Source organism: Acetobacter lovaniensis, from assembly GCF_014207635.1.
Lineage (GTDB): Bacteria > Pseudomonadota > Alphaproteobacteria > Acetobacterales > Acetobacteraceae > Acetobacter > Acetobacter lovaniensis.
Genome location: NZ_JACHIE010000007.1, coordinates 89,933 through 115,933 on the forward strand (window position 1 = coordinate 89,933; position 26,001 = coordinate 115,933).

The window sequence follows — 26,001 nt, forward strand, 5'->3', positions numbered from 1 at the left end:
ATTCCATGCGGTGTTGAAAAGCCCTGTGTTCAAAAGCAGATGTCTGGTTCTGGTGTATGCAGCGCGCGTTGTTCTGGATACTGGTTTTTCAGGAAGGTGTCTGTGCCTGCATGATGGTTTGCGCAAGTGTGTGCAGGCGCGCGCTGGCTTTTGGGCCAAGCTGGGCGATTTCCTCATAACTGAACCACCGCACTTCCCGCGCATCATCCCCTGCAATGGGGGTGGTCAACGCTGGTTGTGGCTCGGTGCAGAGCACGGCAAGAATAAGATAGTGAAAGACAAGTGCGCCATCGGGCGCGTAATGCATGCTATCAAACACATCCACCAAAGATGTTGCGTGGGCCTGTAAGGACGTTTCTTCCAGAAGTTCCCGTTCCGCAGCGTGGAAAAAGGTTTCTCCCCCCTCCACCTTGCCACCGGGAAAGCCCCATAAGCCCGCATCGGGGGCATTGGCACGCCGGACAAGCAGAAAATCGCAGCCACGGCGCACAATGGCCAGCACACCAGCACGGGGAAAAGCAGGAAGGGAGGCAGCATTCATGGCCCTGTAGTCTATGAGGGTGTGCATGCAGGTCAACCCATCTTTGCTGTAAAACACTGCATCTCTATTCCGATAGGGTGTTTAATGGGTAAGGTGTGGCAATGGTGCCGTAACTGGCCTGTTGGTGCAGAACATAGTCAAGGAGAGTAAACGTGACGGCGGAATTTATAAAAATTGAAGGTATTCCCAAACCGGCCTCGCGTATTGCCTTGGGCACATGGGCCATGGGTGGCTTCATGTGGGGCGGCCCTGATGATGCCAATGCCGCAAAAACAATAGATAAGGCACTCGATGTTGGCATAAACCTGATTGATACGGCACCGGTCTACGGGTTTGGCCATTCGGAGGAAATTCTGGGCAAGGCGCTGGAAGGGCGGCGTGACCGGGTGGTGCTGGCAACCAAGGTAGGTTTGGACTGGCAGGATGGCCACGTGTTCCGCGATAGCAGAAAAGCACGGATTGAAGCGGAACTGGACGCATCGCTCAAGCGGTTACGCACGGACCATATCGACCTTTATCAGGTGCATTGGCCAGACCCCAAAACCCCGTTTGAGGAAACCGCGCGCGCACTGGAAAAAAGTGTACAGAGCGGCAAGGTTCGCGCCCTCGGGTTAAGTAATTTCTCCCCCGAACAGATGGATGAATTTCGGAAGTTCGCACCGGTTGCGGCCATTCAGCCCCCCTATAATCTGTTTGAAAGGGAGATTGAAAAAGACGTTCTTCCTTATGCCGTAAGCAATAATCTGGTTGTTCTGGCCTATGGTCCGCTCTGCCGGGGACTTTTGTCTGGTAAAATGACAGCAGACCACGTGTTTACAGGGGATGATCTGCGCAAGGTGGACCCCAAGTTCCAGCAGCCCCGCTTTGCCCAGTATCTGAACGCGGTGGAAGGGCTTAAAACCATTGCCGAGCAGCACGGCAAAAGTCTGCTCGCTCTGGCTATTCGCTGGGTGCTGGACCGGGGCCCAACCATTGCCCTGTGGGGTGCCAGAAAACCCGAGCAGATTACCGGCGTGCAGGATGCTTTTGGCTGGACACTCAGCAAGGACGATATGGCCGCCATTGATGCCATTCTGGACAAAGCCATTACCGACCCTGTGGGGCCGGAATTTATGGCGCCACCAGCCCGCGCATAAAACCAGACCTGTGTCCTTGCCTAAGGTGGGGGCACAGGTGCTGCTCTGGTGCAAATGCAGGGGAGGGGGCATCTTCCCCTTTCCTGCATGGAGTATTGTGGAATTGTGCGGGGTCGTTACCGCTGCTCTCTTGCATAGGGGAGCAGAGTTGCCCATCTTGTGGGCATGGGTGCTTCATCTTCTTCCGCCACGCCGCTCGCGCGGGGCAAAAAACGGGCTTCTCTGAGCGAGCGGGCAGCAAGCCTGCCGCCTGTTACGTTTGTGCCGGAGCAGCAGCCCGCCCGCCCGCGTTTGCGCCGGATGGAGGTTGTCTCCGAATATGAACCGGCAGGGGACCAGCCGCAGGCGATCAAGGAACTGGTCGCGGGGGTGGAAGGGCAGGAGCGCGATCAGGTTCTGCTCGGGGTTACCGGTTCGGGCAAAACCTTCAGTATGGCCAAGGTGATCGAGGCCACCCAGAAGCCCACCCTTATTCTTGCACCCAATAAAACACTGGCCGCGCAGCTTTATGGGGAGATGAAGCAGTTCTTCCCCAATAATGCCGTGGAGTATTTTGTCAGCTATTACGACTACTATCAGCCCGAGGCTTACGTGCCGCGTTCTGATACGTATATTGAAAAAGACAGCCAGATTAACGAGCAGATCGACCGCATGCGGCATGCTGCCACACAGGCGCTGCTTGAACGTAATGATGTGATTATTGTTGCCTCTGTCTCGTGCATTTACGGTATTGGCTCGGTCGAGACTTACTCCCGCATGGTGGTCAAGCTGGAACTGGGGGGCGAAATTGACCGCGACAAGCTGATTAAAAGTCTGGTGGAACTGCAATACCGCCGGAACGATGCAGCCTTTGCACGCGGGGCGTTCCGTGTGCGGGGGGAAAGTGTGGATATTTTCCCTGTCCAGAACGAAGACAGGGCCTGGCGCGTCTCCCTTTTTGGCGATGAGGTGGACGGCATTATAGAGTTTGACCCGCTGACAGGTGATAAAACGGCTGATTTGCAGGAAATCACCATTTACGCCAACAGTCATTACGTTACGCCCCGGCCCACGCTTAATCAGGCCATAAAAGGCATAAAGCACGAGCTGCGCACCCGGCTGGATGAGTTTACCCATGCAGGCAAACTGCTGGAGGCCGAAAGGCTGGACCAGCGCACCACGTTTGATCTGGAAATGCTGGAAACAACAGGTGTGTGCAAGGGGATTGAGAATTACTCACGCTACCTCTCCGGGCGCAAACCGGGTGATCCCCCGCCAACCCTGTTTGAATACCTGCCAGAAGATGCGTTGCTGATTGTGGATGAAAGCCACGTGACCGTGCCCCAGATCGGCGGCATGGAGCGGGGGGACTTTGCCCGTAAATCCATTCTGTCGGAGTTCGGGTTTCGGCTTCCGTCCTGTCTGGATAACCGGCCGCTTAATTTTGCGGAGTGGGACAAGTTCCGCCCCCAGACCATTTTTGTCAGCGCCACCCCCGGCCCGTGGGAAATGGAGCGTACGGGCGGTGTGTTTGCAGAGCAGGTTATTCGCCCCACGGGCCTGATCGACCCTGTAACGGTTATCCGTCCTGTGGAACATCAGGTGGACGACCTGCTGGCCGAATGCCGCGAGACCATAGCCAAGGGCAGCCGCGTGCTGGTAACCACCCTGACCAAACGCATGGCCGAAGACCTGACCGACTACATGAACGAAGCCGGTATTCGGGTCCGTTACCTCCATTCCGATGTGGATACGCTGGAGCGGATTGAAATTATCCGTGACCTGCGTATGGGCGCGTTTGATGTGCTGATCGGCATTAACCTGCTGCGCGAAGGGCTGGATATTCCCGAATGTGCGCTCGTGGCCATTCTGGATGCGGATAAGGAAGGCTTTTTGCGCTCGCGTACATCGCTCATCCAGACCATAGGCCGCGCTGCGCGTAATGTGGATGGGCGCGTGCTGCTGTATGCCGATAAAATGACCGACTCCCTGACGTATGCCGTGGAGGAAACTGCGCGCCGCAGGGAAAAGCAGATGGCCTGGAACACAGAGCACGGCATTACGCCCCAGAGTGTGCGCAAGCATATTGGTGATATTGTAGGCTCCGTGTTCGAGCAGGATTACGTGACCATCGCCCCTGATAAAGAAACCGGAGTGACCGAGTTTGTGGGGCAGGACCTGAGTGCTACCATTGCCGGGCTGGAAAAGCGGATGCGTGATGCCGCAGCCGAACTGGAGTTTGAAACGGCAGGCCGCCTGCGTGATGAAATCAAAAGGCTGGAAGCCCTGCAACTCGGGCTGGACGTGCCTCCTGCCTCTCCGGCGACCAAAGCCGGGATGGGGCGTAGGGGGGCAGGTAAAGAGCCGGTCCCGCGTCCCTTGGGGCCGGGTGGCGGGGGGTATGAGCCAAAACCCGGAAAGGGCCGCAGTAAACGGCGCTCGTAATGGCTGGCTCTTGTTTATACCGCGCAACCCTTCTACCGTTTCGGCGGTTAACAGGTTCACTTTTGCGGACAACAGGGTATGACCACGTCAGAATCCACCATCCGGCCCGATTATGCGGCATTAACGCAGGCGCCTGTCTGCGCAGAGCCGTTTACGCATATTATGGTGCCGCACTTTATTCGTCAGGATGACTTGCCCAGACTGTTCGCCAGTCTGCCTGCCATTCATTCGGGCGGGTCTTTTCCTCCGCAATCGCTCGGGCTTAGCCCGCTGATGCAGGCACTGGTGCGGGAGATGGAAGGCCCGGAGATGCGGCAGATCATTGCCCAAAAGCTGAACCTTGATCTGGATACAGCCCCTTCCATGCTGACCATTCGTGGCCGCACGCGGGAGAAGGATGGCCGCATCCATACGGACTCTCTGGCCAAGCGTGTGACCATTCTGCTCTACCTGAATCCCGCAGGCCCCCATTGGGAAAAGCAGGAAGGCTGCCTGCGCCTGCTGCGTGGCCCGCATGATATTGAGGACTACGCAAAGGAAGTGCAGCCTGTGGATGGCACACTGCTCATCTTCCCCAACGGGCCGACCACATGGCACGGGCACAAGCAGTTTGTGGGGGAACGTTATACCATTCAGCTCAATTACATGACCGAGGACGCCAAGGCCCGTTCCGAACTGCGGCGGCACAAGCTGTCGGCCTTTGCCAAAAAGCTGCACTTGCCTGCCATGGGGTACTAGGCATTTTTCCTTTGCCGTTTTCCACAGGACACAGGATTTTTCATGATTTTCCGTAAAATGACCATCTCCCGTGCGCGTGGTGTCGCTTTGGTTGCCGGGCTGGCTCTGTGTGGCAGTGCGCTCTCGCCCGTTGGTGCGTTTGCACAGGCGGCACCACCTTCCATGCCATCGGAACTGGTGCCGCCATCGCTCAGTAGTGCTCAGGTCGTGCGGGCGACCCTGCCCAATGGCTTGCGGGTTGTGATCGTGCCCAACAAGCTCGCACCGGTGGTTACGACGGAAATCAACTATCTGGTTGGGTCAGCTGAGGTGCCAAAGGGTTTTCCCGGCACGGCGCATGCGCTGGAACATATGATGTTCCGTGGCAGCAAGGGGCTGGACAAGGACCAGCTCGCTGCCGTGGGCACACGCCTTGGCGGTAGCTATAATGCGGACACGACCGAGGATGTTACCCAGTATTTTTACACCGCTCAGGCGCGTGATCTGCCGGTGCTGCTCAGGATTGAAGCCCTGCGCATGAACGGGCTGACCCTGTCCGAGGCAGACTGGAGCAAGGAGCGGGGTGCCATTGAGCAGGAAGTCTCACGCGATCTGTCCAGCCCCGCCTACCGTTATCTTGAGCAGTTGCAGGCCATTTTGTTCGCAGGCACACCGTACGAGCATGATGCGCTGGGCACGCGCCCGTCGTTTGATAAGACAAAAGCGGCTGACCTGCGTGCATTTTACGAAAAATGGTACGCGCCCAACAACGCCATTCTGGTGATTGTAGGGGATGTAAACCCGGTTACCGCCCTGCAACAGGTGGAAGACGCTTTTGACGATGTTCCACGTAAAACATTGCCTGCACGGCACAAGGTTGCCCCGGTGCCGCCACCAGCCAAAACGCTTGGGCTGGCAACGGACTACCCCGTAGGGTTTGCAACACTTGCCTTTCCCATGCCCGGTTCTTCCGCTGCGGATTACGCCACGGCGGATATTCTGTCCGATGTGCTGGCCAGCCAGCGTGGGGCATTGTACGACCTTGTGCCACAGGGCAAGGCGCTGTTTGCCGGGTTTGAATACGCTCCCAAAAAGGAAGCAGGGTTTGGGCTGGCTCTGGCGGCGTTCCCCAAAGGGGGGGATGCGGCAAAGGCCATGGCGGATATAAGGGGTGTGCTGGAAGCTATTCGCAAGAATGGCGTTCCGGCTGATCTGGTGGAAGCGGCCAAACGGCGCGAGATTGCCCAAATGCAGTTTGCTGCCAATTCGGTCAGCGGTCTGGCTTCTACCTGGTCCACGGCGCTGGCTTTTCAGGGGCTGGACGCACCGGGGGATCTGGTCGCTGCGTATCAGGCTGTAACGCCAGAGGCGGTGAACAAACTGGCTGCCACCCTGCTTAACCCGGCCCATGCGGTTTCTGCCGTACTCACGCCGGAAAGTTCGGGTAATCCTGTGTCGGGCAAAGGGTTTGGCGGGGCTGAGTCCTTTGCGTCTTCCCCCGATAAACCGGTCAAACTGCCGGACTGGGCAGAAAAAGCCCTGCTTACGCTGGACAGGCCCGAACCCACACCCCAGCCTTATGTGAGCACCCTGTCCAACGGGATCAGGCTGATTGTCTGGCCTGCCCATGTCAGCCATACCATTCAGTTAAGCGGGCAGGTCCGGCAGACACCCTCCCTCCAGCAGCCCGCAGGGCAGGATGGGGTGAATGATGTCACCGAAGCCCTGTTCTCCTACGGGACCACGCAGTATGACCGGCTGGCCTTCCAGAAAGCGCTGGACGATATTCCTGCATGGGAAAGTGCGGGGAGCAGCTTCTCCCTTCAGGTTCTGACACCCGATTTTGCAAAAGGCGTTGCCCTGCTGGCCGATAACGAACTGCACCCGGCTTTTGCGGACAAGGATTTTCAGGTTGTGCGCCAGCAGACGGCACAGGCACAGGCAGGGGAACTGCTCTCGCCAGACCATCTGTTCAGCCGGGCCATAAAAATGGCTGTGCTGCCGCCCAAAGACCCCACTTTGCGCGAGGCCACACCGCAATCCATCATGAGCGTGACGCGTGATGACGTGCAGACCTATTATAAAAAAGTCTGGCGGCCAGACAGAACAACCATTGTTGTGACCGGGGACGTAACCCCGGAAAAAGCACAGGCTGTGCTGGAGCAGGCGTTTGGGGGCTGGAAAGCCGATGGCCCCGCACCCGATATTGACCTGCCCGCAGTGCCCCTAAGCAAGGCGTCCCACGCACAGGTGCCTGATAAGAGCAGTGTGCAGGATGAAGTGGTTCTGGCCGAAACACTGGGCCTGACTGCGGCCCAGCCCGACCACTTCATGCTCCAGTTGGGGAATGAGGTGCTGGGGGGTGGTCTGTTCTCCTCCCGCCTGTACCGCGACCTGCGGGTTAAAACCGGGTATGTTTACACAGTGGGGAGCGCGTTTGAGTGGGGGCGCACGCGTGGCCTGTACACAGTCAATTACGGCGCAGACCCCGATAAGGTCGGCAAGGCACAGGCCGCTGCGGTGCGGGACATCAAGGCCATGCAGTCGGCCCCTCCTTCGGATGATGAACTGGCTCTGGCCAAGGCGTCACTTCTGCGGAGTATTCCTCTGGCCCGCGCCAGTCTGGACCGGATTGCAGCCCAGTACCTGCATCTGACCGATCTGGGTCTGCCGCTGGATAACGCGGACCGCGGGGCACTGGCCTATTACAATGCAACCGGTGCAGATGTGCAGGCCGCATTCCGCCAGTGGATCCGCCCGGATGATCTGGCATCCATTGTCAAGGGGCCTGCTCCGTCTTTGTAAAGGACGTAGAATATAAAGGTATTTTATGCAGGCGGCGGAAAGTTTTCTTTCCGCCGTTCTGTTTTGTATTGCATTAAGTATTAGAAGACACTGTTAAACGCAATCTGGGGCGAGACGTTAAAACCCGTGTTGTGGCCAGCAAAATAAGTGGATACACCCGCAATAATCCCAAAGCGGGGGGACCAGCTATACTCAATGGCAGGAGCAATCAGCCAGTCACCGGAGGGCGAGGCTACGGTGTCAACCTTTTTGCCCGTGGCGGTTGTGCCCCGTAAATGGGAGCCGTTGGACCAGTCCCGTGCAAGATCAAGGGCCAGAACCCATTTCTGGTTAATGCCGAACTCGAGCGAAAAACCACTCTCGCCATACATGCCCGGCTGTGCCCTGCCTTTAAAACCTGCTGATGTGCCATAGCTGGTTACGTCATGCAGGTGTGCGGTTGTGACCGCACGCCGGAAGGTGCTCCATACCCGCAACCGTAGCTCATGCTGGCCGGGCAGGGTGTAGGTGGATTGTTCTGTTAACGCCAGCCGAAAGGTATAGGTCCCAGCGCCCACACCATCCTGCGCGCGGCCCAGCCTGTTATAATCCCCCGTAGGCATCGCCATGCCCGCAAAAACGCTCAGGGCGGGTATGTAGCGTTTGGGGTCTGCATCCACATAACGCCACATCAGGTCCACGGGCAGGTCACCAAACTTTAAACCGCTGCTGGTATTGTTCCCCTTTTTCCAGCGGTACTCGATCACGGGTGTCAACTGGATACTGATGGCATCCGTGATCGCGTATTTATACAGGGTGAAGTTACTGACCGTCTTTTGCCTTGGATGCAGCGGTTGGCTGACACCATTGCTGTTAAACTGCCCCACCGGCTGGCTGTAGGTCATGTAAGGTTCCCACGCGATCATGCCCTTTTGGGTCATGGCTCCCGACGGGGAGACAAGGGAACCAGTGTACCACTGGGGTTTTTCCGCCTGCATGCTCTGGCCCTGTGTGGCTGTGGTGCTGTTTGCATCCGCCGCCCAGGTCGGCGTGGCGGCCATGGCAAGAACTGGCACGCCAAGGGTTGCAGGTAAACGCCAGTGCATGGAGCCGTACAGACAGGTGCGGGCAAAAAGCCGCTTTGCATGCTGTATCAGGGATACGCTCATGGGGGCGTATGTTGCCCTGTCCCTGCCCGGCAAGTCTGCCAGTGCTGGTCCGGCTTTGTGCCCGCATGGGCGCTTGTGTGCGGCTTTGACTGCGCCAGTGGGCACGATGGTGGAAAACGGGGAGGGGGGCGCAGTCATTCAGCCAACCTTATAGGAACACTGTTTTGTAATGGAACTGTGTCGGTTGCCCTGAATTGTCGCGGGTGTAAAGATACTTACGGGGTCAAATTGAGTGTATCGGCAGGGTGTCTGGTTTTGTTGTTTGCGCTGTAGTCTTGGTGTATCCGCAATTTTGGAGGTGTTTTCCTTATTTTGTGGTAATTTTGACTTTCAATACATTTTGGAATCAAAACATTTTCTGTGCTGTACTGGATGTGGTCAATCTGGCAGCGGATTATGCTGCACATGTTGCCTTATGGCAGCAGGGAAAGCTGACGGTCTGCCGCAGGCTGTCCCGCTACACTCAGCCCGGCAAGCGATATGCCCAAAAGCCGGACAGGCTTGGCAAGGGGGAGCAGGGGGGCCAGCAGCCGGTTCCCGGCGTCTCGCAAGGCGGCTTCGTTCTGGATGGGATGGGGGAAGGACTGGCTGCGCGTCAGTTGTGTAAAATCCGAATGGCGGAGTTTGAGTGTGACCGTGCGCCCGCTGATCTCGCGCTTAAGGCAGCCAGCCCAGACCAGCGTTACAAGTTTGTCCATCGCCTGTTCCAGCTCGGGGGTGGCATGCAGGTCCTGTAAAAAGGTTGTTTCTTTTCCAAGGGATTTTCTTGGTCTGTTGGGTTCAACAGGTCGGTTGTCCACGCCGCGGGCAATGCCATGGTAAAACGTGGCGGCCTTGCCAAAATGGTGTTTGAGAATATCCAGAGCACAGGCGCGCAGGTCTGCCCCGGTATGAATGCCCAGACTGTTCATGCGTCGGGCCGTGGCCGGGCCTATGCCGTGGAAGGTGCCAACTGGCAGAGGTGCTACAAAAGCCTCCCCCTTGCCTGGTGGAATAACAAACAGACCGTTGGGTTTGCGGTAGTCCGATGCCAGTTTGGCCAGAAATTTGTTGTAGGAGATCCCGGCCGAGGCGGTTAGCCCGGTCTGTTCAAAAATGCTGGCCCGGATTTCCTCCGCAATGGCGGTGGCGGAGGCACGGCGGAGCAAGGGCTGGGTGATGTCCAGATAAGCCTCATCCAGCGAGAGCGGCTGAACAAGGGATGTATAGCGCGAAAAAATGGCGTGAATCTGGGCCGATACAGCTCTGTAGGCCTCAAACCTTGGGGGAACAAAAATCAGTTCGGGGCATTTGCGCCGCGCAATCAGGGAGGGCATGGCAGAGCGCACGCCAAATTTGCGGGCTTCGTAACTGGCGGCGGCTACAACGCCACGTTCCTGGCAATGGCCAACGGCAACCGGTTGCCCTTTAAGGGCCGGGTTGTCGCGTTGTTCGACCGACGCATAAAATGCATCCATGTCGATGTGGATAATGCGGCGTATGGGCGTAGGCATGGCTCGGCCACTATGGCATGAACCGCACCAATATGGAACAGAAAGAGAACAATTTTTACGGGCTCATTCCCGCGCAGTTCTCTGGCTATGGTGTGCCTGGCAGGTTTAACCTGGGGTGTGTTGTGCAAAATTGCGGCGTGGTGGCGCATAACGCCACGAATGGGCGATGCTCATATCCAGATCATGCCAGCGCGCGACTGAAAGGGCTGCGGTTGCTGGGTAGGCGGCACGGCTGATGTGCGGCATGGTTACGGGCTGCTGCAAAGGGCGCGCCGCATGGTGGGAGAGCCAGTAGCCCGCTCCCGCAAGGCATGCGCCCAGAGTGGTCAGGGCCGCCACCATGCGCTGGCGCAGGCGCGCAAAGGGGAGCAGGGGGCTCAGCAGGGCCTGCATGTCCGTTTCCCGCTCATTCTGTGCGGCTTCGGTGGCGAGGAGAAGATTATACTCGGTGTCGGTCACGGCCAGTGTGCTGCCTGCGCAAATATCCAGTGCGGGCATTTCATGCGCGGCCATGTCGGTTAGCGCATCCTGAAAAGCCTGGGAGACAGCCATGAACTCCTGCCGGAAGCAGGGCAGGAACAGGCTGCCCGATGCACCGGGCGCTGCCCCGCAGGGGGGAGGGGCTCCAGCAAGGCGGCGAATGGTCCACAGGGTCAGCCGTTCACTTGCGGCAAGGTCGGTAAGATACACAGGTGTATGCTGCATGGCGTGATCCGGAGGCAACGCCTCCCTCCCTAGCTATCGGTCATGGAGGATTATTAAATGAGAATCACTCTTAGTTGCAAGTAAAACTTTGAACAATAATCGTGTGCTCACGGGGCTGGTTTTTTCTCTTTCCTTAGGGGGCGGCTTGGGGCAGTACAAAGGGCATGTCAGTGCTAGCATCCCTCTCCCTGCCGTTTGTGCGCAAACTTGACCCCGAAAAAGCGCATGAGCTTGCCATAGATGCCCTTACGCTGGGCATTTCCGTCCCCTTCAAGCGCCCCGAGGACGACCCGGCCCTTGCCACGCGCGCGCTGGGTCTGCGTTTTTCCAACCCCATTGGCATAGCCGCCGGGTTTGACAAGAACGCCCGCGTGCTGCGCCCGCTTGCCCGTTTGGGCTTCGGGTTTGTCGAGGCCGGGACCGTGACCCCCCGCCCGCAGCCGGGCAACCCCAAGCCGCGCCTGTTCCGGCTGGAGGAGGACCGGGCGGTTATCAACCGTATGGGGTTCAATAATCAGGGGATAGACCGCTTTGCCGTGCGCCTTGCGCGCCTGACCCGGCCGCTGCCATCTGGCAGGGCAGGGGGAGCCGGTGTGCCGGTGGGGGCCAATATTGGCATCAACAAAACCGGTGCGGACCCCGAGCGGGACTATCCGGCTCTTGTGGCGCGGGTCAAACCGTATGTGAATTACATTGTGCTCAATGTCTCTTCTCCCAATACGCCGGGTCTGCGCGGGTTGCAGGATGCGGCAAAGCTCAAGGGGATTCTGGACGCCATTGCAGCGCGTCACCCCGAACGCCCGCCCCTGCTGGTCAAGCTGGCCCCGGATCTGGAAGACGATGCCATTGCCCCTATTGTGGAAGCTGCAATTCAGGGTGGTGTGCAGGGGTTGATCATCAACAACACCACACTGGCCCGTCCCGATAGCCTGCGTAGCCCGCACAAGGGCGAATCCGGTGGGCTTTCCGGCCGTCCGCTGGCCGCCCGCTCGACCCAGATGCTGCGGCTGGTCGCCAATATTGCCGCAGGCCGTCTGGCTCTTGTTTCCTGCGGGGGGATCGAGAGCGGGCAGGATATTCTGGACCGCATCCGCCTTGGGGCTGATCTGGTGCAGGTTTACACGGCCTTCGCTTATGAAGGGCCAGCCCTTATTGCCCGCCTCAAGCGGGAGATGCTTCAGATCATGCGCGCGCAAGGCATAGAAGCGCTTGATGATGTGCGTGGGGTGGACCTGTGAGCACCATCACAGACTGGTCACTTCCCCAGATTGCCGGGCTGGAAGCGCTGTCTGATCGGTATGATGGCTACATCATAGACCTGTGGGGCACCGTGCATGATGGCGTAAACCCTTATCCCGGCGCTCTGGAATGCCTGCATGCACTCCGTAATGCGGGCAAACGGGTTGTCATGCTTTCCAACGCGCCCCGGCCTGCTGCGGTGATTGCCACCCAGTTGGAAGGGTTTGGCGTGGACCGTGCCCTTTATAACGGGGTCATGACCAGTGGGCAGGAAACCCATCGCCAGATGAAGGAGAAGGCAGACCCGTGGTTTGCCAGCCTTGGCCACAAGGTGCTCCATATTGGCGGTGTGCATGATCTGGGTCTGTACGAGGGGCTGAACATCCGGCGCGTAACAGAGTTGGAACGGGCTGATTTTGTGATGAACACAGGGCCGGATCTGGAGCGGGGCGTTGCAACGCTGGACCCCTACCTGCCCGAACTGCGCGCCTGCCTTGCCCGAAACCTGCCCATGATCTGCGCCAACCCCGACAAGGTGGTGGTCAAAGGGGGGAACCGGCAGATCTGTGCTGGTGCTCTGGCTGCGTTTTATGCCGAGCAGGGTGGGGATGTCCGCTGGATTGGCAAGCCATACCCCGGTGTGTACCAGCCCGTGTTTGATATGCTGGACGTGCCCCGCACACGTATTCTGGCCATTGGGGATGCGTTGGGGACAGACATCAGGGGGGCTGCCGCCGTGGGTGTGGACAGCCTGTGGATTCTGGGCGGCATTCATCAGGAAATGGTGGGCAATGACATGGCTCTGGCCACGGCCGAGGCTCAGGCGGCTGGTCTGCGGCCAACGGCTGCGGTGCACAGGTTGGTATGGTAACACCCGTGCAGCCAGCGGTTGGGTGTGGCGCGTTTATTCTGCGAGATGGCTGTCTGCTGCTGATCCGGCGGGTCAAGGCGCCAGAGGCCGGGTGCTGGGGTTTACCCGGTGGCAAGGTGGACCTGTTCGAAACTGCAGCACAGGCCGCCATGCGTGAAGTGCGTGAAGAAGTGGGGCTGGAACTGCAACCCGGCCCCCTCCTGTGCGTGGTGGACCAGATTGACCGTGCCGCAGGCACACATTGGGTGGCCCCGGTTTACAGGACAGGCCCCGTGCGGGGCGAACCCCAGCTATGCGAGCCCCATAAACATGATGGTCTGGGGTGGTTTGCCCTGAACGCCCTGCCACACCCGTTAACCACAGCCACACAGGTTGCCGTGCAGGCATTTAACACGCAGGCGGAATAGACCTTGCCACCAGCCACCGCAGGACGCGGTGGGCTGTGTCTGTGGCGGATATCTTTGGCGGTTCAGAAATCCGGCAGGGTCTGGGCCAGCAATCCCCCCTGTCGCAAGGGGGCGAGGCGGCGGGCCAGACCGGTTGCATCGTCCGTTTCCACCATAATGCCGCAGATCGTGGCCTCACCCTCGGAGGGTTGGAGCCGCTCGCCGGGCATTTTGCGCACAAAGCGGGCAACGGCGGGTTCCTTGGTCATGCCGATCACGCTGTTATAGTCCCCGCACATGCCAGCATCGGTCTGGAAGGCAGTGCCTGCGGCCAGAATACGGTGGTCTGCGGTGGGGGTGTGGGTATGGGTGCCTACAACAAGGGAGACCCTGCCATCGAGCATATGGCCAAAAGCCCATTTTTCGCTGGTGGCTTCGGCATGGATATCCACCACAATGGCATGCACCGTGACCCCCATGCGGTGCTTGCCCAGCAATTCGTTGGTGCAGCGGAAGGGGTCGTCCAGCGGGTCCATGAACAGCCGCCCCATCACATTGACCACCAGCGCCTTGCGGCCATCGGCCAGCGCCACCACCACACTCCCCTGCCCCGGCGTTGCCGGGGGATAGTTGAGCGGGCGGATAATGCGGGGTTCGCCATCAATATGGCCGATCAGGTCGCGGCGGTCCCATGCGTGGTTGCCAAGAGTAATCACATCCACACCGCTTTGCAGCAGGGTTGTGGCAATGGCGGGGGACAGGCCAAAGCCGTGGCTTGCGTTTTCCGCATTGACCACCACAAGGTCCAGCCCAAGTTGCGTGCGCAGGCCACTCAGGCGGGAAAGAACGCCATCACGCCCGGTGCGGCCGACAATATCGCCCAAAAACAGAATTCTCACGCGTGGGTCTTTCTCACTGTGCAGGGGTGTGGGTTAGCCAAAACGAATAACCTCCTTTTCGGTTACAATACAGTTCAGGGGCTGGTCATGGGGGCCACGGGGGAGGTGCGCCACCTCCTGTGTGGAGGGAGCATAGCCTATGCTGGCGGCATGGGGCAGGGCCGCCAGTGTGCGGTCGTAATAACCACCGCCGTAACCAAGCCGGTTGCCCCTGCGGTCAAACCCCAGCAGGGGGACCAGCACAAGTGCAGGCTCCATAATCGGGCCATCGGGGTGGTGTGTGCCAAAGCGGCCCGCCAGCATGGTGGATTCGGGCTGCCACTGGCGAAAAACCAGCGGGGAGCCCCGCGCTGGTGTCTGGGGGAGCACAACGGTTTTACCCGCTTGCGCCAGAGCGTGGCAGAGCGGGCGCAGGTCCACCTCGTGCGGGAGTGGCCACACGCAGGCAATGGGGCCGGTGCTTGCGCGCAGCAAAGGCTCCAGCCGGTGGATAATTCCCCAATCCCGCGCATAATCCCGCGTGCGCATGGCTGCAAGGCATTCAACCCGCAGGTTTTTTTTGCGCTGCGCAATATCCGGCGGGTCATTACAGGGGGAAGGAATGTGCGGAGCCACCATGGACCGTGGGTCTTTCAACCTCCAGGACCTGCTAGTGCAGGTGGGCGCCGGGTAATGTGACCAGGGTCACAACAGAGCCAGCTCCCTAGGAAGTGCTTATCGGCCCAGGGGATGACTTGCCTCACGCGTCGGGCAGCCCCGCATCTTCTATGTAGGCGCGCTCCATCTCCGCTGCAAGAGATTCCGCAGTATCGGCCAGATCAGCCAGCCGGGTATTGGTCAGGGCCAGTTCCGCCCGCAGGCGTTCTGCGTCCAGGGCCGCCAGTACCGTGCTCTCTGGCACGCGGCTGCCTGACAGGTCCTGAATTTCGTCCGCCATCAGCAGTGCGGCCAGTACCAGCACGCGGCTTTCGCCGCTGAATCCCAGATTGCGGACCTGCTGCACACGGCGTTCAACCTGATGCGCCATGGCCTGAACGTGGCGTTCCTGCCCGTTTTCGCACCCGACCGTATAGCTGTGACCGTTGATATTGACTGAAACAAGCGCCATGGGTTCAGTTCCCTTCCTCATGCCGGGGCAGGAGCGGGTCGTGGCCGGGTGTGGCCTGGCCTGTCTGGTCCAGAATGTCGCGCACGCGCATGATCAGCGCATCTATGTTGGCCAGCAGTTCCTCCCGGTTGGTTTCCGGACGGTTCCGTTTTGTCTGCTGCTGCTTATCAAGAGCAAAGGAAATACGCTGCAACGCACGGTCCAGCCGGGTAATGGCCTCTTCCGCAGGTCTTGCGCGGGTGTGCATGCTGGCATAGCTGTTGCCCTGGGGTGAGTGCGGCTCCACGTCTTGATCCTGCATTCCTTTTCCCTTCTCTTGGGGTAAGGAATCACCTGCAAAAGCGATTGCGTCAAGCATGCTCACGGAAAACAGGCCACTTTTCTCATCTTCTTCCACGGGTATCCGCTATGTGTGCGTCCATGACCGTGCTGGTGTGCATGTGGCTTTGCGTGCGGCGGGGCTGGCGGAGTATGGCGGCTGCATTGGCCTGCTCTCCCCCCCCGGTGCGGTGGCATACATGGGGGTAGGCTGGTGGCATGCCCTGATGAACGACGTCGCAGAATCGGCCCGGCAGGCTTTTGTGCATGTGCTCGATTGCGACAATAGTCCTGCAGGTGCGCTCATGGCGTTGCGTTGTGGCCAGCAAACTGCCATTCTGCGCCCGCAAAACCCACAATATGAGACAATCCGGGCCTTGTATGCACAGGAAAAAGCGGCACTTCTGCCACAACGCCCGCCATCATTTAACCTTATCATGCCGTTAAGTGCCATATCGTCTCTTGTCGGGTATTTCGCCCACGGTTATTGCCAACACCAGCATCCGGAAAATAATGCGCCGGACACAAGGCAAAAGAAGGACTGTTCCCCATGACGCTTACCCCGCAGGTTAAGGCTATTCTCAACCAGTATGAGAGCGATAACCCCGGTACAAAGACGAATCTGGCCCGCCTGCTCAATGCTGGCAAGCTGGGTGGAACCGGCAAAATGGTCATTCTGCCGGTGGATCAGGGGTTTGAGCATGGTCCTGCCCGCTCTTTCGCAGCCAATCCGGCCGCCTATGACCCGCACTACCATTTCCAGCTTGCGATCGAAGCGGGGCTGAATGGCTATGCCGCTCCCCTTGGCATGCTCGAATGTGGTGCTGCGACCTTTGCGGGTGAAATTCCGCTGATTCTCAAGTGCAACAGTTCCAACAGCCTTGCGACTGAAAAAGATCAGGCCGTTACCGGCACCGTGGCGGATGCGCTGCGTCTGGGTTGTGCGGGCATTGGCTTTACCATTTACCCCGGCTCCGAATACTGCTTCGACCAGATGGAAGAACTGCGTGAACTGGCGGCTGAAGCCAAGTCCGTGGGTCTGGCCGTGATCGTATGGAGCTACCCGCGTGGCCCGGCACTGGACAAGAAGGCCGAGACAGCCGTGGACGTATGCGCCTATGCCGCCCACATGGCCGCCCTGTGTGGTGCCCATATCATCAAGGTCAAACCCCCGACCGACGTTGTGGCACTGGATGCCTGCAAGCCTGTGTACGAAAAGAACAAGGTTGATGTGGCAACGCTTGCCGCACGTATCAACCATGTTGTGCAGTCCAGCTTTGCCGGCCGTCGGATTGTCATCTTCTCCGGTGGTGAACACACGGGCACGGACAACCTGCTGGCCACCATTCAGGGTATTCATGATGGTGGTGGCTTTGGCTCCATTATCGGTCGTAACGTGTTCCAGCGCCCCAAGGCAGAAGCGCTGGCCCTGCTCGACCAGATTATCACCATCTTCAAGAACTGAGCCCTGCAAATGCGCATCGTGCGGAAAGGATAGTCGCAGTGTCGGACCTTTATCTTGTGACGCCTGCGCTCCTGTATGCCGATGCGTTTTTGCCCGTGATGGAGCAGCGTCTGGTCAACCACCAGCCAGCAGCATTGCTGCTGCGTCTGGTGGAGGGCATGGACCCTGCCGCAGCCATAGCCCTGATCGAGGCTATTCGCCCGCTTGTGCAGCATAAGGGTATTGCCCTTATGCTGGAAAACGCACCCGAACTGGCTGTTCAGACCGGGTGCGACGGGGTTCATCTCTCCCAGTCCTACACGGCGGCCAGTGTGCGCGACGTACGACGCCGGATTGGTGACGAACTGCAACTTGGTGTGGCCGTAGGCAGCAGCCGCGACGGCGCCATGCGCGCGGGGGAGGAAGGAGCGGATTACGTCTGCTTTGCCCCGGATGCTGTGCAGAATGCGGAGGACACACAGGCTGTTCTGGCTCTGGCTCAGTGGTGGTGCATGATGATGGAACTGCCCGCCGTAGCCTGTGCCGCAACACCCGAAGACGCCCGTGCGCTGGCCGGGTGTGATACGGATTTTGTCATGCCCGATACCAGTTGGTGGGATGACCCTGCCCCGTGGACTTTTTAAGCCCAGCCAGCCGCCCGGCCAGCCAGTAGCCCTGCGCCATATGGGCGGTATGGGCCAAACCCCTTAAGGGGTGTTAGGGCCCGGAGCTGCCTGTTCCGCTGGTGGCAGAACCAGCGCGCGCGTAAAATACAGCACACCGTTGGATTGCGGAATCCCCATGACCCAGAGCGGGCTGCTTTGCCCGTGGGGTGGGCCGACCATGACCTGCTCTGTTTGTGTGTCCAGCCAGACAGGTAGAGCCTGCCCGCTCAGGGTGGGGAGTGACAGGCTATGGCCCGGTGCGGCAGCAAGGGCTGCGCGTAGGGCCTTGTGGGGCCATTTTCCGGTGACAATCGTGTAGCCGAGCAGGTTGCGTACCCTGCTGGTGCTGGCCGGGTCCAGAAGCTGGCCGCCATTTTGTGTGTTATAGGTTTCCAGCGCCGCATTGGGCAGGGCGAATACGGTAAAAGGCCCTGCCTGCTGCAAGGTGGGGAACAGGCCGGTCCTGTCCAGCAGATGCGTATAGTCGGCCAGTTCGATGGAACTGCGCAGGGTGTCCGACAGGGGGCGGTCGCAGAATGCAGGCGTTTGCGGGTTGCCGTAGGCAACGGCGCTATCAATCGGATTGCTCTGTCCGGACGTCGGGGAGCCGGATGCGCCACGGAGCCCCTGTGTATATGTGCGTGTGCCAGAGACTGTTGGCATCATATACGCACAGGTAGAAATTGGCGTTGTGTATGTATCCTGCCGGGCGGGGCTCTGCGCGCATCCGCCCAGCAGAACCATGCCCGTCAGCATAAGTGCCGGGGCAGCCAGACACCCATGCCAGCCGTATGGTGCATGGCGTGGAGTGTGGGTACGCAAAGGGGCTTTCTGGGCCGTCATGGCGTTAAATGGTACAGGCAGGTCGGCAGGCACGGCACGATGTATGCGCCCTAGCAGCCATCGCCCCGCATTGTCCAACTGATGACAAGGCCCTTGACCAGTTCAAAATTGGTCTGGCAGCTATAGGTGTACGCGGTGCCCATGCCGCCGCCCCAGCCGCCGCCATAACCCCAGCCACCGTAGCCCCAGCCACCATAACCGCCCCAGCCGTCTCCCCATCCGGGGCCATACCCCCAGCCACCGCCCATGGGCATGGTGGTGTAGTCGGTCTCCTGCGTGATGTAGGCAAGAAAAGTGTGATCCCCCGTGGTGAACTGGCGCGTAGGTACACCAAAGGTGCGGATAACATCCACGGTTGGTCGCCCGATCATGGAATCGAGCTTGCGCCGCTGCTCCGCACTGGGAACCTGGCAGGCGGCAAGGGCTAGAAGCCCGATCAGTAAAACTCTGTTTGCGTATGTCATGGCACCGACTTGCCCCTTGGTGGAATACGCCTGCGGTATGCGTCGTACGAGTGGAAGATAAGCAAAAACACCTGTCAGGGCCAAATGTTGCAGACTAATCCTGTATCCACAAGACATCCTGTATCTGGCGTGCGCCACTGGCCAGCATGACCAGCCGGTCAAACCCCAGCGCAATGCCCGAACAGGGAGGCATGTGGGGCAGGGCGTGGAGCAGTTTTTCATCCATTGGCCAGGTGGGGCGGGTGGGGTAAAGCTGCTGGCGTTCGGTCCTGTCATGGGTAAAACGCTGGCGCTGTTCTACAGGGTCTGTCAGCTCTTCAAACGCATTGGCCAGTTCCATGCCTGCGGCATAAAGTTCAAACCGCAGGGCCACGCGCGGGTCTGTGGGGTCCCTGCGCGCCAGTGCGGCCTGACTTGCAGGCCAGTGGGTTAAAAATGTGGGGCAGGTCTGGCCAATGGCAGGTTCGATTCGTTCCAGCAACAAGCGGAAAAACAGGTCTTCCCAGTGTTCACCGTCGCGCAGGGTGCAGCCTGCCGCATGGGCCAGTGCCTGCGCATTGCCTTGGGTTGGAAGCAGGTCAACACCAGCATGGTGGCGGAATGCGTCCTCCATGCTTAGTCGTTCAAAGGGCTGGCTCAGGTCCAGCGTGCAGGTGTTGCGGTGCACAACAGGGGGCAGAACGGCCTTGAGCAGGGCTTCTGTCTCGTCCATCAGGCCGCTCAGGGGCATGCCGGGCTGGTACCATTCCAGCATGGTAAACTCGGGGGCATGGGTGCCGCTGGCCTCACCATTGCGCCAGACACGGGCAAACTGGAACAGCGGCAGCCCGGTGGCGGCGATAATCCGCTTCATGGCGAATTCGGGGCTGGTGTGCAAAAACAGCGGTTGGCGCTGGCCGTCGGGTGTTTCCCGCTCGGTCTGGAAGGGGAGCAGATGCACCTCTTCCCCCGGCACGGGCACGGCGCAGGGGGTTTCCACCTCTACGCAGCCGCGGGATTCCAAAAACGCGCGCACACCCCGCATGGTCAGGTTGCGGCGGATTAAAAATGGCAGCCGGTCGCGAATACGCTCGGGGTCCGGGCCACCAAAGGACAGATGAGATGTTGCAGACACAGACATGGGCAGAGTAGAGCCGGTACATGTCTTTCCCGGTCAAGCCCCCTTTTGCGACCAGCCGAACGCTGCGCACCCCAGATGACCTGATTGCCGCCGGTATGGCCACGCCCGCGCAGAAAGCGGACCTGCAAGCCATAGCCCGGCAGTATGCTACGGCCATACCGCCCGCTTTTGCGGAGCTGATGCACAGTCTGGACGACCCGATTGGCGTGCAGGTTGTGCCCACCATGCAAGAACTGGTGGTCACGCCGGAGGAGCGCTCCGACCCGATTGGAGATGATGCGCTCTCCCCCGTGCCCGGTATTGTGCACCGCTACGCGGACCGCGCCTTGCTTAAGCCCCTGCTGGTATGCCCGTTATACTGCCGGTTCTGCTTCCGGCGGGAGCATGTGGGGCCAGATGGCGGCGTGCTGGATGATGAAGCCCTGAGCCGCGCGCTGGACTGGCTCCGCACGCATGAGCAGATCCGCGAGGTTATTCTGACCGGGGGGGACCCGCTCATGCTCTCGCCCCGGCGGCTGGGGGAGATTGTGCAGGCCCTTTCCGGCATGGCGCATGTAACCACCATCCGGGTGCATACGCGCGTGCCAGTAGCCGCACCCGAGCGTGTGACAGACGCATTGCTGGATGCGCTGGAAACGGACAAAGCCATGTGGATGGCCGTACACATCAACCATGCGCGGGAAATGGCTCCCCCCGCACGGAGCAGCCTGCGCCGTATTGCCCGGCGGGGCATACCGCTGCTGGGGCAGTCGGTGCTGTTGCGGGGTGTGAATGACAGCGAGGAAGCGCTGGAAGACCTGTTCCGCACCATGGTGGAAAACCGTATGCGGCCATACTACCTGCACCAGCTCGACCCTGCGCCGGGTACGGCCCATTTTCATGTGCCGGTCGCACAGGGCCAGCGTCTGCTGGCAGGTCTGCGGGGGCGTGTTACGGGGCTTGCCTGGCCCATTTACGTGCTGGATATTCCCGGAGGCTACGGCAAGGTTCCTCTGGGGCCGGAGTATATTACGGGCGAGCGGCAGGTGCGTGACCCACAGGGCGGCACCCATACTCTGGACCGCCTGTAAGCAGTGTGGAGGAGGGGAGCTTACTCCCCTATAGCCGCTCCGCCGGGGTGGCGGTGGTCGGCCCCACCATAAAAACGGGCAGGCCCGTGGCTGTTCAGGCTGGGGCCACCTACCAGAATCCCTTCGGGAATACCCCACGGCGCATGCAGGACAAAGCTGTAGCCCTCCTGTTCCAGCGTTTGCTTTACCTGCGGGGTCAGGGCGTTTGCCTCAACCTCCACACTCTGTGGCATCCACTGTTCGTGCAGGCGGGGCAGGTCTATGGCCTGCTGGATGTTCAGCCCGTAATCCACAACGCCCAGAATAACAGAGAGTATAATGGTGGGAATGCGCGACCCGCCGGGGCTGCCAATGACCATGACCGGCCTGTCATCGCGCGAGATAATGGTCGGCGCCATGGAGGAAAGGGGCGTTTTGCCCGGTGCAATGACGTTGGCCGTACTGCCGGGAATGCCAAACATGTTCAGCGCTCCGGGTTTGATGGAAAAATCATCCATTTCATCATTCATAATGATCCCGGTGTCCCCTCCCATCACCTTGGCGCCAAACCAGCCGTTCAGCGTATAGGTGGTGGAAATGGCAAACCCGTTCTGGTCGATCACCGAAAACTGGGTGGTTTCGGGTTTTTCGGGCGAGGCCACACCTGCACGCAGGTCAGCCGAGGGAATGGCCCTGTCGGGGGGAATATGCGCGCGTATGCTGGCAATATAGGCCGGGTCCAGCAGGCTGCTGACCGGGTTATGGATAAAAGCCGGGTCGCCCAGATCCCGCCGGTCGGAATAGGCATGGCGCATGGCCTCGATCTCACGCTGGAGAGCGGGGGCTGAGTGCAGGCCAAGGGCGTGCATGTCATACCCGGCCAGAATTTCCAGCATTTCGCACAGGGCTATGCCACCTGCACTGGGGGGCGGGGCTGTTTCCACCAGCAATCCACGGTAGGTGCAGCTTATGGGGGCCAGTGTGCGGGGCTGGTAGCGCTCAAAATCCGTGGCCTGCAAAATGCCGCCATGGGCTTTGGACTGCTCCAGAATACTGGCGGCAATGGGTCCTTTGTAGAATGCGGCCGCCCCGTTCTGTGCGATCAGTTCGAGCGAGTGCGCCAGATTTTTCTGCACCAGCCTGTCACCGGGCTGGAAGGGGGAGCCATCGGGGCGTAGGAAAATCCTGCGGGCATAGGGGTCCTGCGCCAGCGCCGCGGTGGAGGTGTTCAGGAGTTCCACATCCCCTTCCTCCAGCACAAAGCCATCGCGGGCGAGTTGAATGGCAGGGGCCATGACCACTTTTCGGGGCAGGTGGCCCCAGCGTTCATGCACGGCATCCAGCCCGGCCACAGTGCCGGGTACGGCTACAGCCTTCCAGCCCAGAAGGGACAAGTCGGGAATAACATTGCCCTTGCTGTCCAAAAACATATCCGGCGTGGCGGCCAGAGGAGCCTTTTCCCGAAAATCGAAAAAAATCGCAGATTTGCCGGGTGGGCGCAGCATCATAAATCCGCCACCCCCCAGATTGCCCGCAGCTGGGTACACAACAGCCAGCGTATATCCCATGGCTACGGCGGCATCGGCCGCATTGCCGCCTTTGGCCAGAATGCGCGCCCCCACTTCCGAGGCCAGTTTCTGGGCGGAAACCACCATGCCATGCTGCCCGGCCACAGGGGTGGCAACGGACGCAGCAGCCGACAGTGCGGTGCCATAGGCCAGCGGGTCAGCCACTGGTGCCGCGTGGGCGGGTAGGACTATAAGGCCTGTGCTCAGGCAACAGGCCACCCGTCCCACATAACGCGCAACACGGGAGAACAGCGTGGTTGGGGCGGCCAGCATGAGCTTATCCTTTCATCGGGTAGGGGGGGCAGTCATACCCGGCGGGAGAGAGGGTAAAAATCTCATACCCTGTCTGGGTGACAGCCAGCATATGTTCAAACTGCGCGGACAGAGAGCGGTCACGCGTGACGGCGGTCCACCCGTCTTCAAGAATTTTGACTTCGGGTTTGCCAATGTTGAGCATGGGCTCAATGGTAAACACCATACCGGCCTTCAGTTTCATGCCCTCGCCGGGGCGACCGTAATGCAGGACGTTGGGTTCGGCATGGAAAACCTGCCCGATCCCGTGTCCGCAAAAATCTTCCACAATGGAGTAACGGTGTTTTTCGGCATGGCTCTGAATGGCGTAGCCAATGTCACCCAGAGTGGCGCCGGGACGTACAACCTCAACACCGCGCATCAGGCATTCGTAAGTGGTGGTGATCAGCTTGGCGGCCTTGATGGACACCTTGCCCACGGCGTACATGCGACTGGTATCTCCAAACCAGCCGTTCAGCTTGGGGGTGACGTCGATATTGACGATATCGCCCTCAACCAGCGGCCGGTCACCCGGAATGCCGTGGCACACAACATGATTGACCGAAATACAGCACGACTTGGGGTAGCCTCGGTAGTTCAGCGGGCCGGGGGTGGCGCCATGTTCAAGCGTGTAGGCGTGAATAATGCGGTCCAGCTCGCCCGTGGTTACGCCGGGTTTGACGTAAGGCGTGATCATGTCCAGCGTAGCCGCGGCCAACTGGCCAGCCGCACGCAGGTATTTGAAGTCTTCTTCGGTATGGAGAACGATACCGCCTCTGCCCGCCATTCTGCACTTCCTCATCGTTGTTGATACTTTTTAGTAAAGCAGCAAGATGAAGAGTGCAGACCACAAAGGCAACCCGCTTTGGTTACAACGGGCGGCCTAAATGGTCAGAAAATATTCAGGTCCGGTTGTGGGCGGTCGTGTGGCGGACCATGCTGCGGGAGATGGCGGGGGTGGCAATGGTGTGAACCTTGGCACCAATAACCGTAGTATGACGGCCGTGGCTGACATTGGTAATCGCTGCATGACGGCGGTGTGTCGTGGGGGCTTCCGCCACTTCAAGTGGTGTGTGCCTGTGGCTGGCATCCGCCATGATCAGCGTACCACGGTGGCTGCGGTGGCGCTGGCTGCTGCTGGCCTGCGCTACAACAAGCGGGCGGGCGACGGGGGCCACGCCTTCGGCGTCAAAACCGTGATCAAGCTGGTTGGCCATAACCAGCGAGCGCTGGGTGTTGCTGGACGCACCCAGAACAACGCCAACCAGCCGCACATTGTCACGCAGGGCGGAGGTAACAAGGTTGCGTCCGGCCTCCTGCGTGTATCCCGTCTTCATGCCATCTGCCCCGGCATAGACTTTAAGCATGGGGTTATGGTTGGGAATGTAGCGGCCATGGAAACGGAATGCCGGGGTGGCGAAATAGTGATAATATTCCGGAAAATCGGCAATCAGGCGGCGACCAAGAGTGGCCAGGTCCCGCGCGGTTGTCATCTGGTCCGGGTCCGGCAGGCCTGAGGCGTTGCGGAACTGGGTTCTGGACATGCCCAAGGCGTGGGCCTGCTGGGTCATCATGGCGGCAAACTGGGGTTCGCTCCCACCCCCGATCAACTCGCCCAGAGCACAGGCGGCATCGTTGGCGGATTTGGTGACCAGTGCCAGCACGGCCTGTTCAACAGTCAGGTGAGTGCCGGGAACCAGCCCGAGCTTGGAAGGTTCCATGGTGGACGCATGAATGGAGACCGGCACGGACTGGGTAAGGGATATGGTCCCTGCGCGCAGTGCGTTGAAGGTCATGTACAGCGTCATCAGTTTTGTCAGGCTGGCCGGGTAGCGCCGCAGGTCCGGATCGGTCTGGGAGAGGACAGCACCGGTTTTGGCGTCCATGACAATGGAGCTGATCTGCCCGGCATACTGGGCGCGGGCCTGACTGGCCGTGGTGAACGCCGCCAGAGTTACACCTGCAAAAAGGCCTGCCCATTTGCGCAGGCGCAGGGGTTTTGCATTGCCAGATGTTAGTCTGCTCTGTTCTGTCATCTGCCGTAACGCCGGTTTGTCTGCCACTGCTACCCCCACCTGTGCCGTATGGAGCACTATTCCGCCTACTGTCAGGAATCGCAAGAGCATGGCGGCAAAAAACTGGAACTCTGGCGCACGGAATCCAAATAAGCAGCTCCGGCATCCACCCTGCCATGTGGTGTTCATGTGTGGCATAAATATGGCGCGCTGGTTCCATATTGGGCACGCACACCAGCTATTCTGTCATTCCGCTCTCTTTTATTGTACTTTGGCTTTGCCAATATGGTGGTAAGGAACACCACTCGTTTTTCACCCTGCCTCGGGAGTTTGGTTGCCATGGCCTCGTTTCATCTTCCTGTTCTGCATACAGGCAACGGGCCGTCGCGGCGTGATGGAGGCATGGATTCGGACCGGGATGATGCGGAAATCGGCGTGGTTGTGCGGGCCAAGCCCAAAACCCGCAAACCCGCCATGTACAAAGTGCTCATGCTCAACGATGACTACACCCCCATGGAGTTTGTGGTGTACGTCCTTGAGCGCTTTTTCCAGAAGAATCGTGAAGAAGCGACAGACATCATGCTCAACGTCCACCGCAAGGGTGTGGGCGTCTGTGGTGTGTTTACGTATGAGGTGGCGGAGACCAAGGTGTCTCAGGTCATGGATCTGGCACGCCAGAACCAGCACCCCTTGCAGTGCACCATAGAAAAAGACTGATACCAGCACCTCTGCCGTTTTCCTGAACACGGTTC

25 protein-coding genes, 1 other RNA gene and 1 pseudogene are annotated in these 26,001 nt (G+C 59.5%); 12 read left to right on the forward strand and 15 right to left on the reverse strand.

The features are described from left to right. Positions 1 to 88: 88 nt before the first annotated feature. Entirely contained in the window at positions 89 to 577 is a 489-nt protein-coding gene (locus tag HNR55_RS09375) for an NUDIX hydrolase (RefSeq protein WP_373318112.1), read from the reverse strand. 116 nt (positions 578 to 693) lie between these two features. On the opposite strand from HNR55_RS09375, the gene HNR55_RS09380 reads away from it, so the two are divergent. From HNR55_RS09380 to HNR55_RS09395, 4 genes are all read left to right on the forward strand, one after another. Next, on the forward strand, positions 694 to 1,677 hold the full coding sequence (locus tag HNR55_RS09380) for an aldo/keto reductase (protein WP_166114515.1): 984 nt from the start codon (positions 694 to 696) through the stop codon (positions 1,675 to 1,677). A gap of 165 nt (positions 1,678 to 1,842) precedes the next feature. Continuing rightward, entirely contained in the window at positions 1,843 to 4,101 is a 2,259-nt protein-coding gene (gene uvrB / locus HNR55_RS09385; RefSeq protein ID WP_184382660.1) for an excinuclease ABC subunit UvrB, read from the forward strand. Positions 4,102 to 4,179: 78 nt separating this feature from the next. Next, a complete protein-coding gene (locus HNR55_RS09390; protein WP_166114512.1) occupies positions 4,180 to 4,839 on the forward strand; it encodes a 2OG-Fe(II) oxygenase family protein in 660 nt (219 codons plus the stop codon). A 42-nt stretch (positions 4,840 to 4,881) separates the two neighbouring features. Beyond that, positions 4,882 to 7,623, forward strand: coding sequence for a M16 family metallopeptidase (locus HNR55_RS09395; protein ID WP_166114509.1), 2,742 nt, complete (start codon positions 4,882 to 4,884; stop codon positions 7,621 to 7,623). An 80-nt stretch (positions 7,624 to 7,703) separates the two neighbouring features. Here HNR55_RS09395 and HNR55_RS09400 read toward each other — a convergent pair whose 3' ends face one another. From HNR55_RS09400 to HNR55_RS09410, 3 genes are all read right to left on the reverse strand, one after another. Continuing rightward, entirely contained in the window at positions 7,704 to 8,663 is a 960-nt protein-coding gene (locus HNR55_RS09400) for a transporter (protein WP_373318113.1), read from the reverse strand. 521 nt (positions 8,664 to 9,184) lie between these two features. Further along, entirely contained in the window at positions 9,185 to 10,264 is a 1,080-nt protein-coding gene (gene dinB, locus HNR55_RS09405) for a DNA polymerase IV (RefSeq protein ID WP_166114505.1), read from the reverse strand. Between the two features lie 105 nt (positions 10,265 to 10,369). Continuing rightward, on the reverse strand, positions 10,370 to 10,969 hold the full coding sequence (locus tag HNR55_RS09410) for a hypothetical protein (protein WP_166114502.1): 600 nt from the start codon (positions 10,967 to 10,969) through the stop codon (positions 10,370 to 10,372). Between the two features lie 164 nt (positions 10,970 to 11,133). Between HNR55_RS09410 and HNR55_RS09415 the strand changes: the two genes are divergently transcribed. The 3 genes from HNR55_RS09415 to HNR55_RS09425 are packed head-to-tail and all read left to right on the forward strand — an operon-like array spanning position 11,134 to position 13,486. Further along, positions 11,134 to 12,207, forward strand: coding sequence for a quinone-dependent dihydroorotate dehydrogenase (locus HNR55_RS09415; protein WP_166114499.1), 1,074 nt, complete (start codon positions 11,134 to 11,136; stop codon positions 12,205 to 12,207). Positions 12,208 to 12,212: 5 nt separating this feature from the next. Next, positions 12,213 to 13,079, forward strand: a complete 867-nt coding sequence (locus HNR55_RS09420; protein ID WP_166114764.1) for a TIGR01459 family HAD-type hydrolase — start codon at positions 12,213 to 12,215, stop codon at positions 13,077 to 13,079. Beyond that, on the forward strand, positions 13,073 to 13,486 hold the full coding sequence (locus tag HNR55_RS09425) for an NUDIX hydrolase (protein ID WP_166114496.1): 414 nt from the start codon (positions 13,073 to 13,075) through the stop codon (positions 13,484 to 13,486). The genes HNR55_RS09420 and HNR55_RS09425 overlap by 7 nt, the downstream gene beginning before the upstream one ends. A 62-nt stretch (positions 13,487 to 13,548) precedes the next feature. Here HNR55_RS09425 and HNR55_RS09430 read toward each other — a convergent pair whose 3' ends face one another. From HNR55_RS09430 to HNR55_RS09450, 5 genes and pseudogenes are all read right to left on the reverse strand, one after another. After that, positions 13,549 to 14,364 (reverse strand): TIGR00282 family metallophosphoesterase, encoded by an 816-nt coding sequence (locus HNR55_RS09430; RefSeq protein WP_166114493.1) that lies wholly within the window; start codon positions 14,362 to 14,364, stop codon positions 13,549 to 13,551. Positions 14,365 to 14,397: 33 nt separating this feature from the next. Then, positions 14,398 to 14,982 (reverse strand): 5-formyltetrahydrofolate cyclo-ligase, encoded by a 585-nt coding sequence (locus tag HNR55_RS09435; RefSeq protein WP_166114490.1) that lies wholly within the window; start codon positions 14,980 to 14,982, stop codon positions 14,398 to 14,400. After that, positions 14,969 to 15,124: non-coding RNA, 6S RNA (gene ssrS / locus HNR55_RS09440), on the reverse strand. Before ssrS ends, HNR55_RS09435 begins: the two co-directional genes overlap by 14 nt. A 201-nt stretch (positions 15,125 to 15,325) precedes the next feature. Beyond that, a pseudogene (locus HNR55_RS09445) lies at positions 15,326 to 15,493 on the reverse strand (cell division protein ZapA); the annotation flags it as partial. Continuing rightward, a complete protein-coding gene (locus HNR55_RS09450; RefSeq protein ID WP_166114487.1) occupies positions 15,477 to 15,773 on the reverse strand; it encodes a hypothetical protein in 297 nt (98 codons plus the stop codon). The gene HNR55_RS09450 and the pseudogene HNR55_RS09445, both read right to left, overlap by 17 nt. A 55-nt stretch (positions 15,774 to 15,828) precedes the next feature. On the opposite strand from HNR55_RS09450, the gene HNR55_RS09455 reads away from it, so the two are divergent. Genes HNR55_RS09455 through HNR55_RS09465 form a run of 3 tightly spaced genes read left to right on the forward strand, consistent with a single transcriptional unit; the run spans position 15,829 to position 17,878 of the window. Continuing rightward, the gene (locus HNR55_RS09455) at positions 15,829 to 16,344 is read left to right on the forward strand and encodes a hypothetical protein (RefSeq protein WP_166114484.1); all 516 of its coding nucleotides are present in this window, start codon (positions 15,829 to 15,831) and stop codon (positions 16,342 to 16,344) included. Beyond that, positions 16,341 to 17,255 carry a class I fructose-bisphosphate aldolase gene (locus HNR55_RS09460; protein ID WP_166114481.1) on the forward strand — a complete coding sequence of 305 codons (915 nt, stop codon included), beginning with the start codon at positions 16,341 to 16,343 and terminating at the stop codon, positions 17,253 to 17,255. The genes HNR55_RS09455 and HNR55_RS09460 overlap by 4 nt, the downstream gene beginning before the upstream one ends. A gap of 38 nt (positions 17,256 to 17,293) precedes the next feature. Then, positions 17,294 to 17,878: a thiamine phosphate synthase gene (locus tag HNR55_RS09465; RefSeq protein ID WP_166114478.1), complete on the forward strand. Its 585-nt coding sequence runs from the start codon at positions 17,294 to 17,296 to the stop codon at positions 17,876 to 17,878. A 63-nt stretch (positions 17,879 to 17,941) separates the two neighbouring features. Here HNR55_RS09465 and HNR55_RS09470 read toward each other — a convergent pair whose 3' ends face one another. The 3 genes from HNR55_RS09470 to epmA form a co-directional block, all read right to left on the reverse strand. Continuing rightward, positions 17,942 to 18,820 (reverse strand): fasciclin domain-containing protein, encoded by an 879-nt coding sequence (locus tag HNR55_RS09470; protein WP_166114475.1) that lies wholly within the window; start codon positions 18,818 to 18,820, stop codon positions 17,942 to 17,944. Continuing rightward, positions 18,793 to 19,206 (reverse strand): hypothetical protein, encoded by a 414-nt coding sequence (locus HNR55_RS09475; RefSeq protein WP_166114472.1) that lies wholly within the window; start codon positions 19,204 to 19,206, stop codon positions 18,793 to 18,795. The genes HNR55_RS09470 and HNR55_RS09475 overlap by 28 nt, the downstream gene beginning before the upstream one ends. 94 nt (positions 19,207 to 19,300) lie before the next feature. Further along, positions 19,301 to 20,326 carry an EF-P lysine aminoacylase EpmA gene (gene epmA / locus HNR55_RS09480; protein ID WP_166114469.1) on the reverse strand — a complete coding sequence of 342 codons (1,026 nt, stop codon included), beginning with the start codon at positions 20,324 to 20,326 and terminating at the stop codon, positions 19,301 to 19,303. 20 nt (positions 20,327 to 20,346) lie between these two features. Between epmA and HNR55_RS09485 the strand changes: the two genes are divergently transcribed. After that, positions 20,347 to 21,396, forward strand: coding sequence for a lysine-2,3-aminomutase-like protein (locus HNR55_RS09485; RefSeq protein WP_166114466.1), 1,050 nt, complete (start codon positions 20,347 to 20,349; stop codon positions 21,394 to 21,396). Between the two features lie 20 nt (positions 21,397 to 21,416). Here the strand turns inward: HNR55_RS09485 and ggt are convergent, their stop codons facing one another. From ggt to HNR55_RS09500, 3 genes are all read right to left on the reverse strand, one after another. Beyond that, a complete protein-coding gene (gene ggt / locus HNR55_RS09490; RefSeq protein WP_166114463.1) occupies positions 21,417 to 23,216 on the reverse strand; it encodes a gamma-glutamyltransferase in 1,800 nt (599 codons plus the stop codon). Positions 23,217 to 23,220: 4 nt separating this feature from the next. Beyond that, the gene (gene map, locus HNR55_RS09495) at positions 23,221 to 24,021 is read right to left on the reverse strand and encodes a type I methionyl aminopeptidase (RefSeq protein WP_166114460.1); all 801 of its coding nucleotides are present in this window, start codon (positions 24,019 to 24,021) and stop codon (positions 23,221 to 23,223) included. A gap of 115 nt (positions 24,022 to 24,136) precedes the next feature. Further along, positions 24,137 to 25,270 carry a D-alanyl-D-alanine carboxypeptidase family protein gene (locus HNR55_RS09500; RefSeq protein WP_166114457.1) on the reverse strand — a complete coding sequence of 378 codons (1,134 nt, stop codon included), beginning with the start codon at positions 25,268 to 25,270 and terminating at the stop codon, positions 24,137 to 24,139. Between the two features lie 318 nt (positions 25,271 to 25,588). On the opposite strand from HNR55_RS09500, the gene clpS reads away from it, so the two are divergent. After that, a complete protein-coding gene (gene clpS, locus HNR55_RS09505) occupies positions 25,589 to 25,966 on the forward strand; it encodes an ATP-dependent Clp protease adapter ClpS (protein WP_166114454.1) in 378 nt (125 codons plus the stop codon). Positions 25,967 to 26,001: the final 35 nt, after the last annotated feature.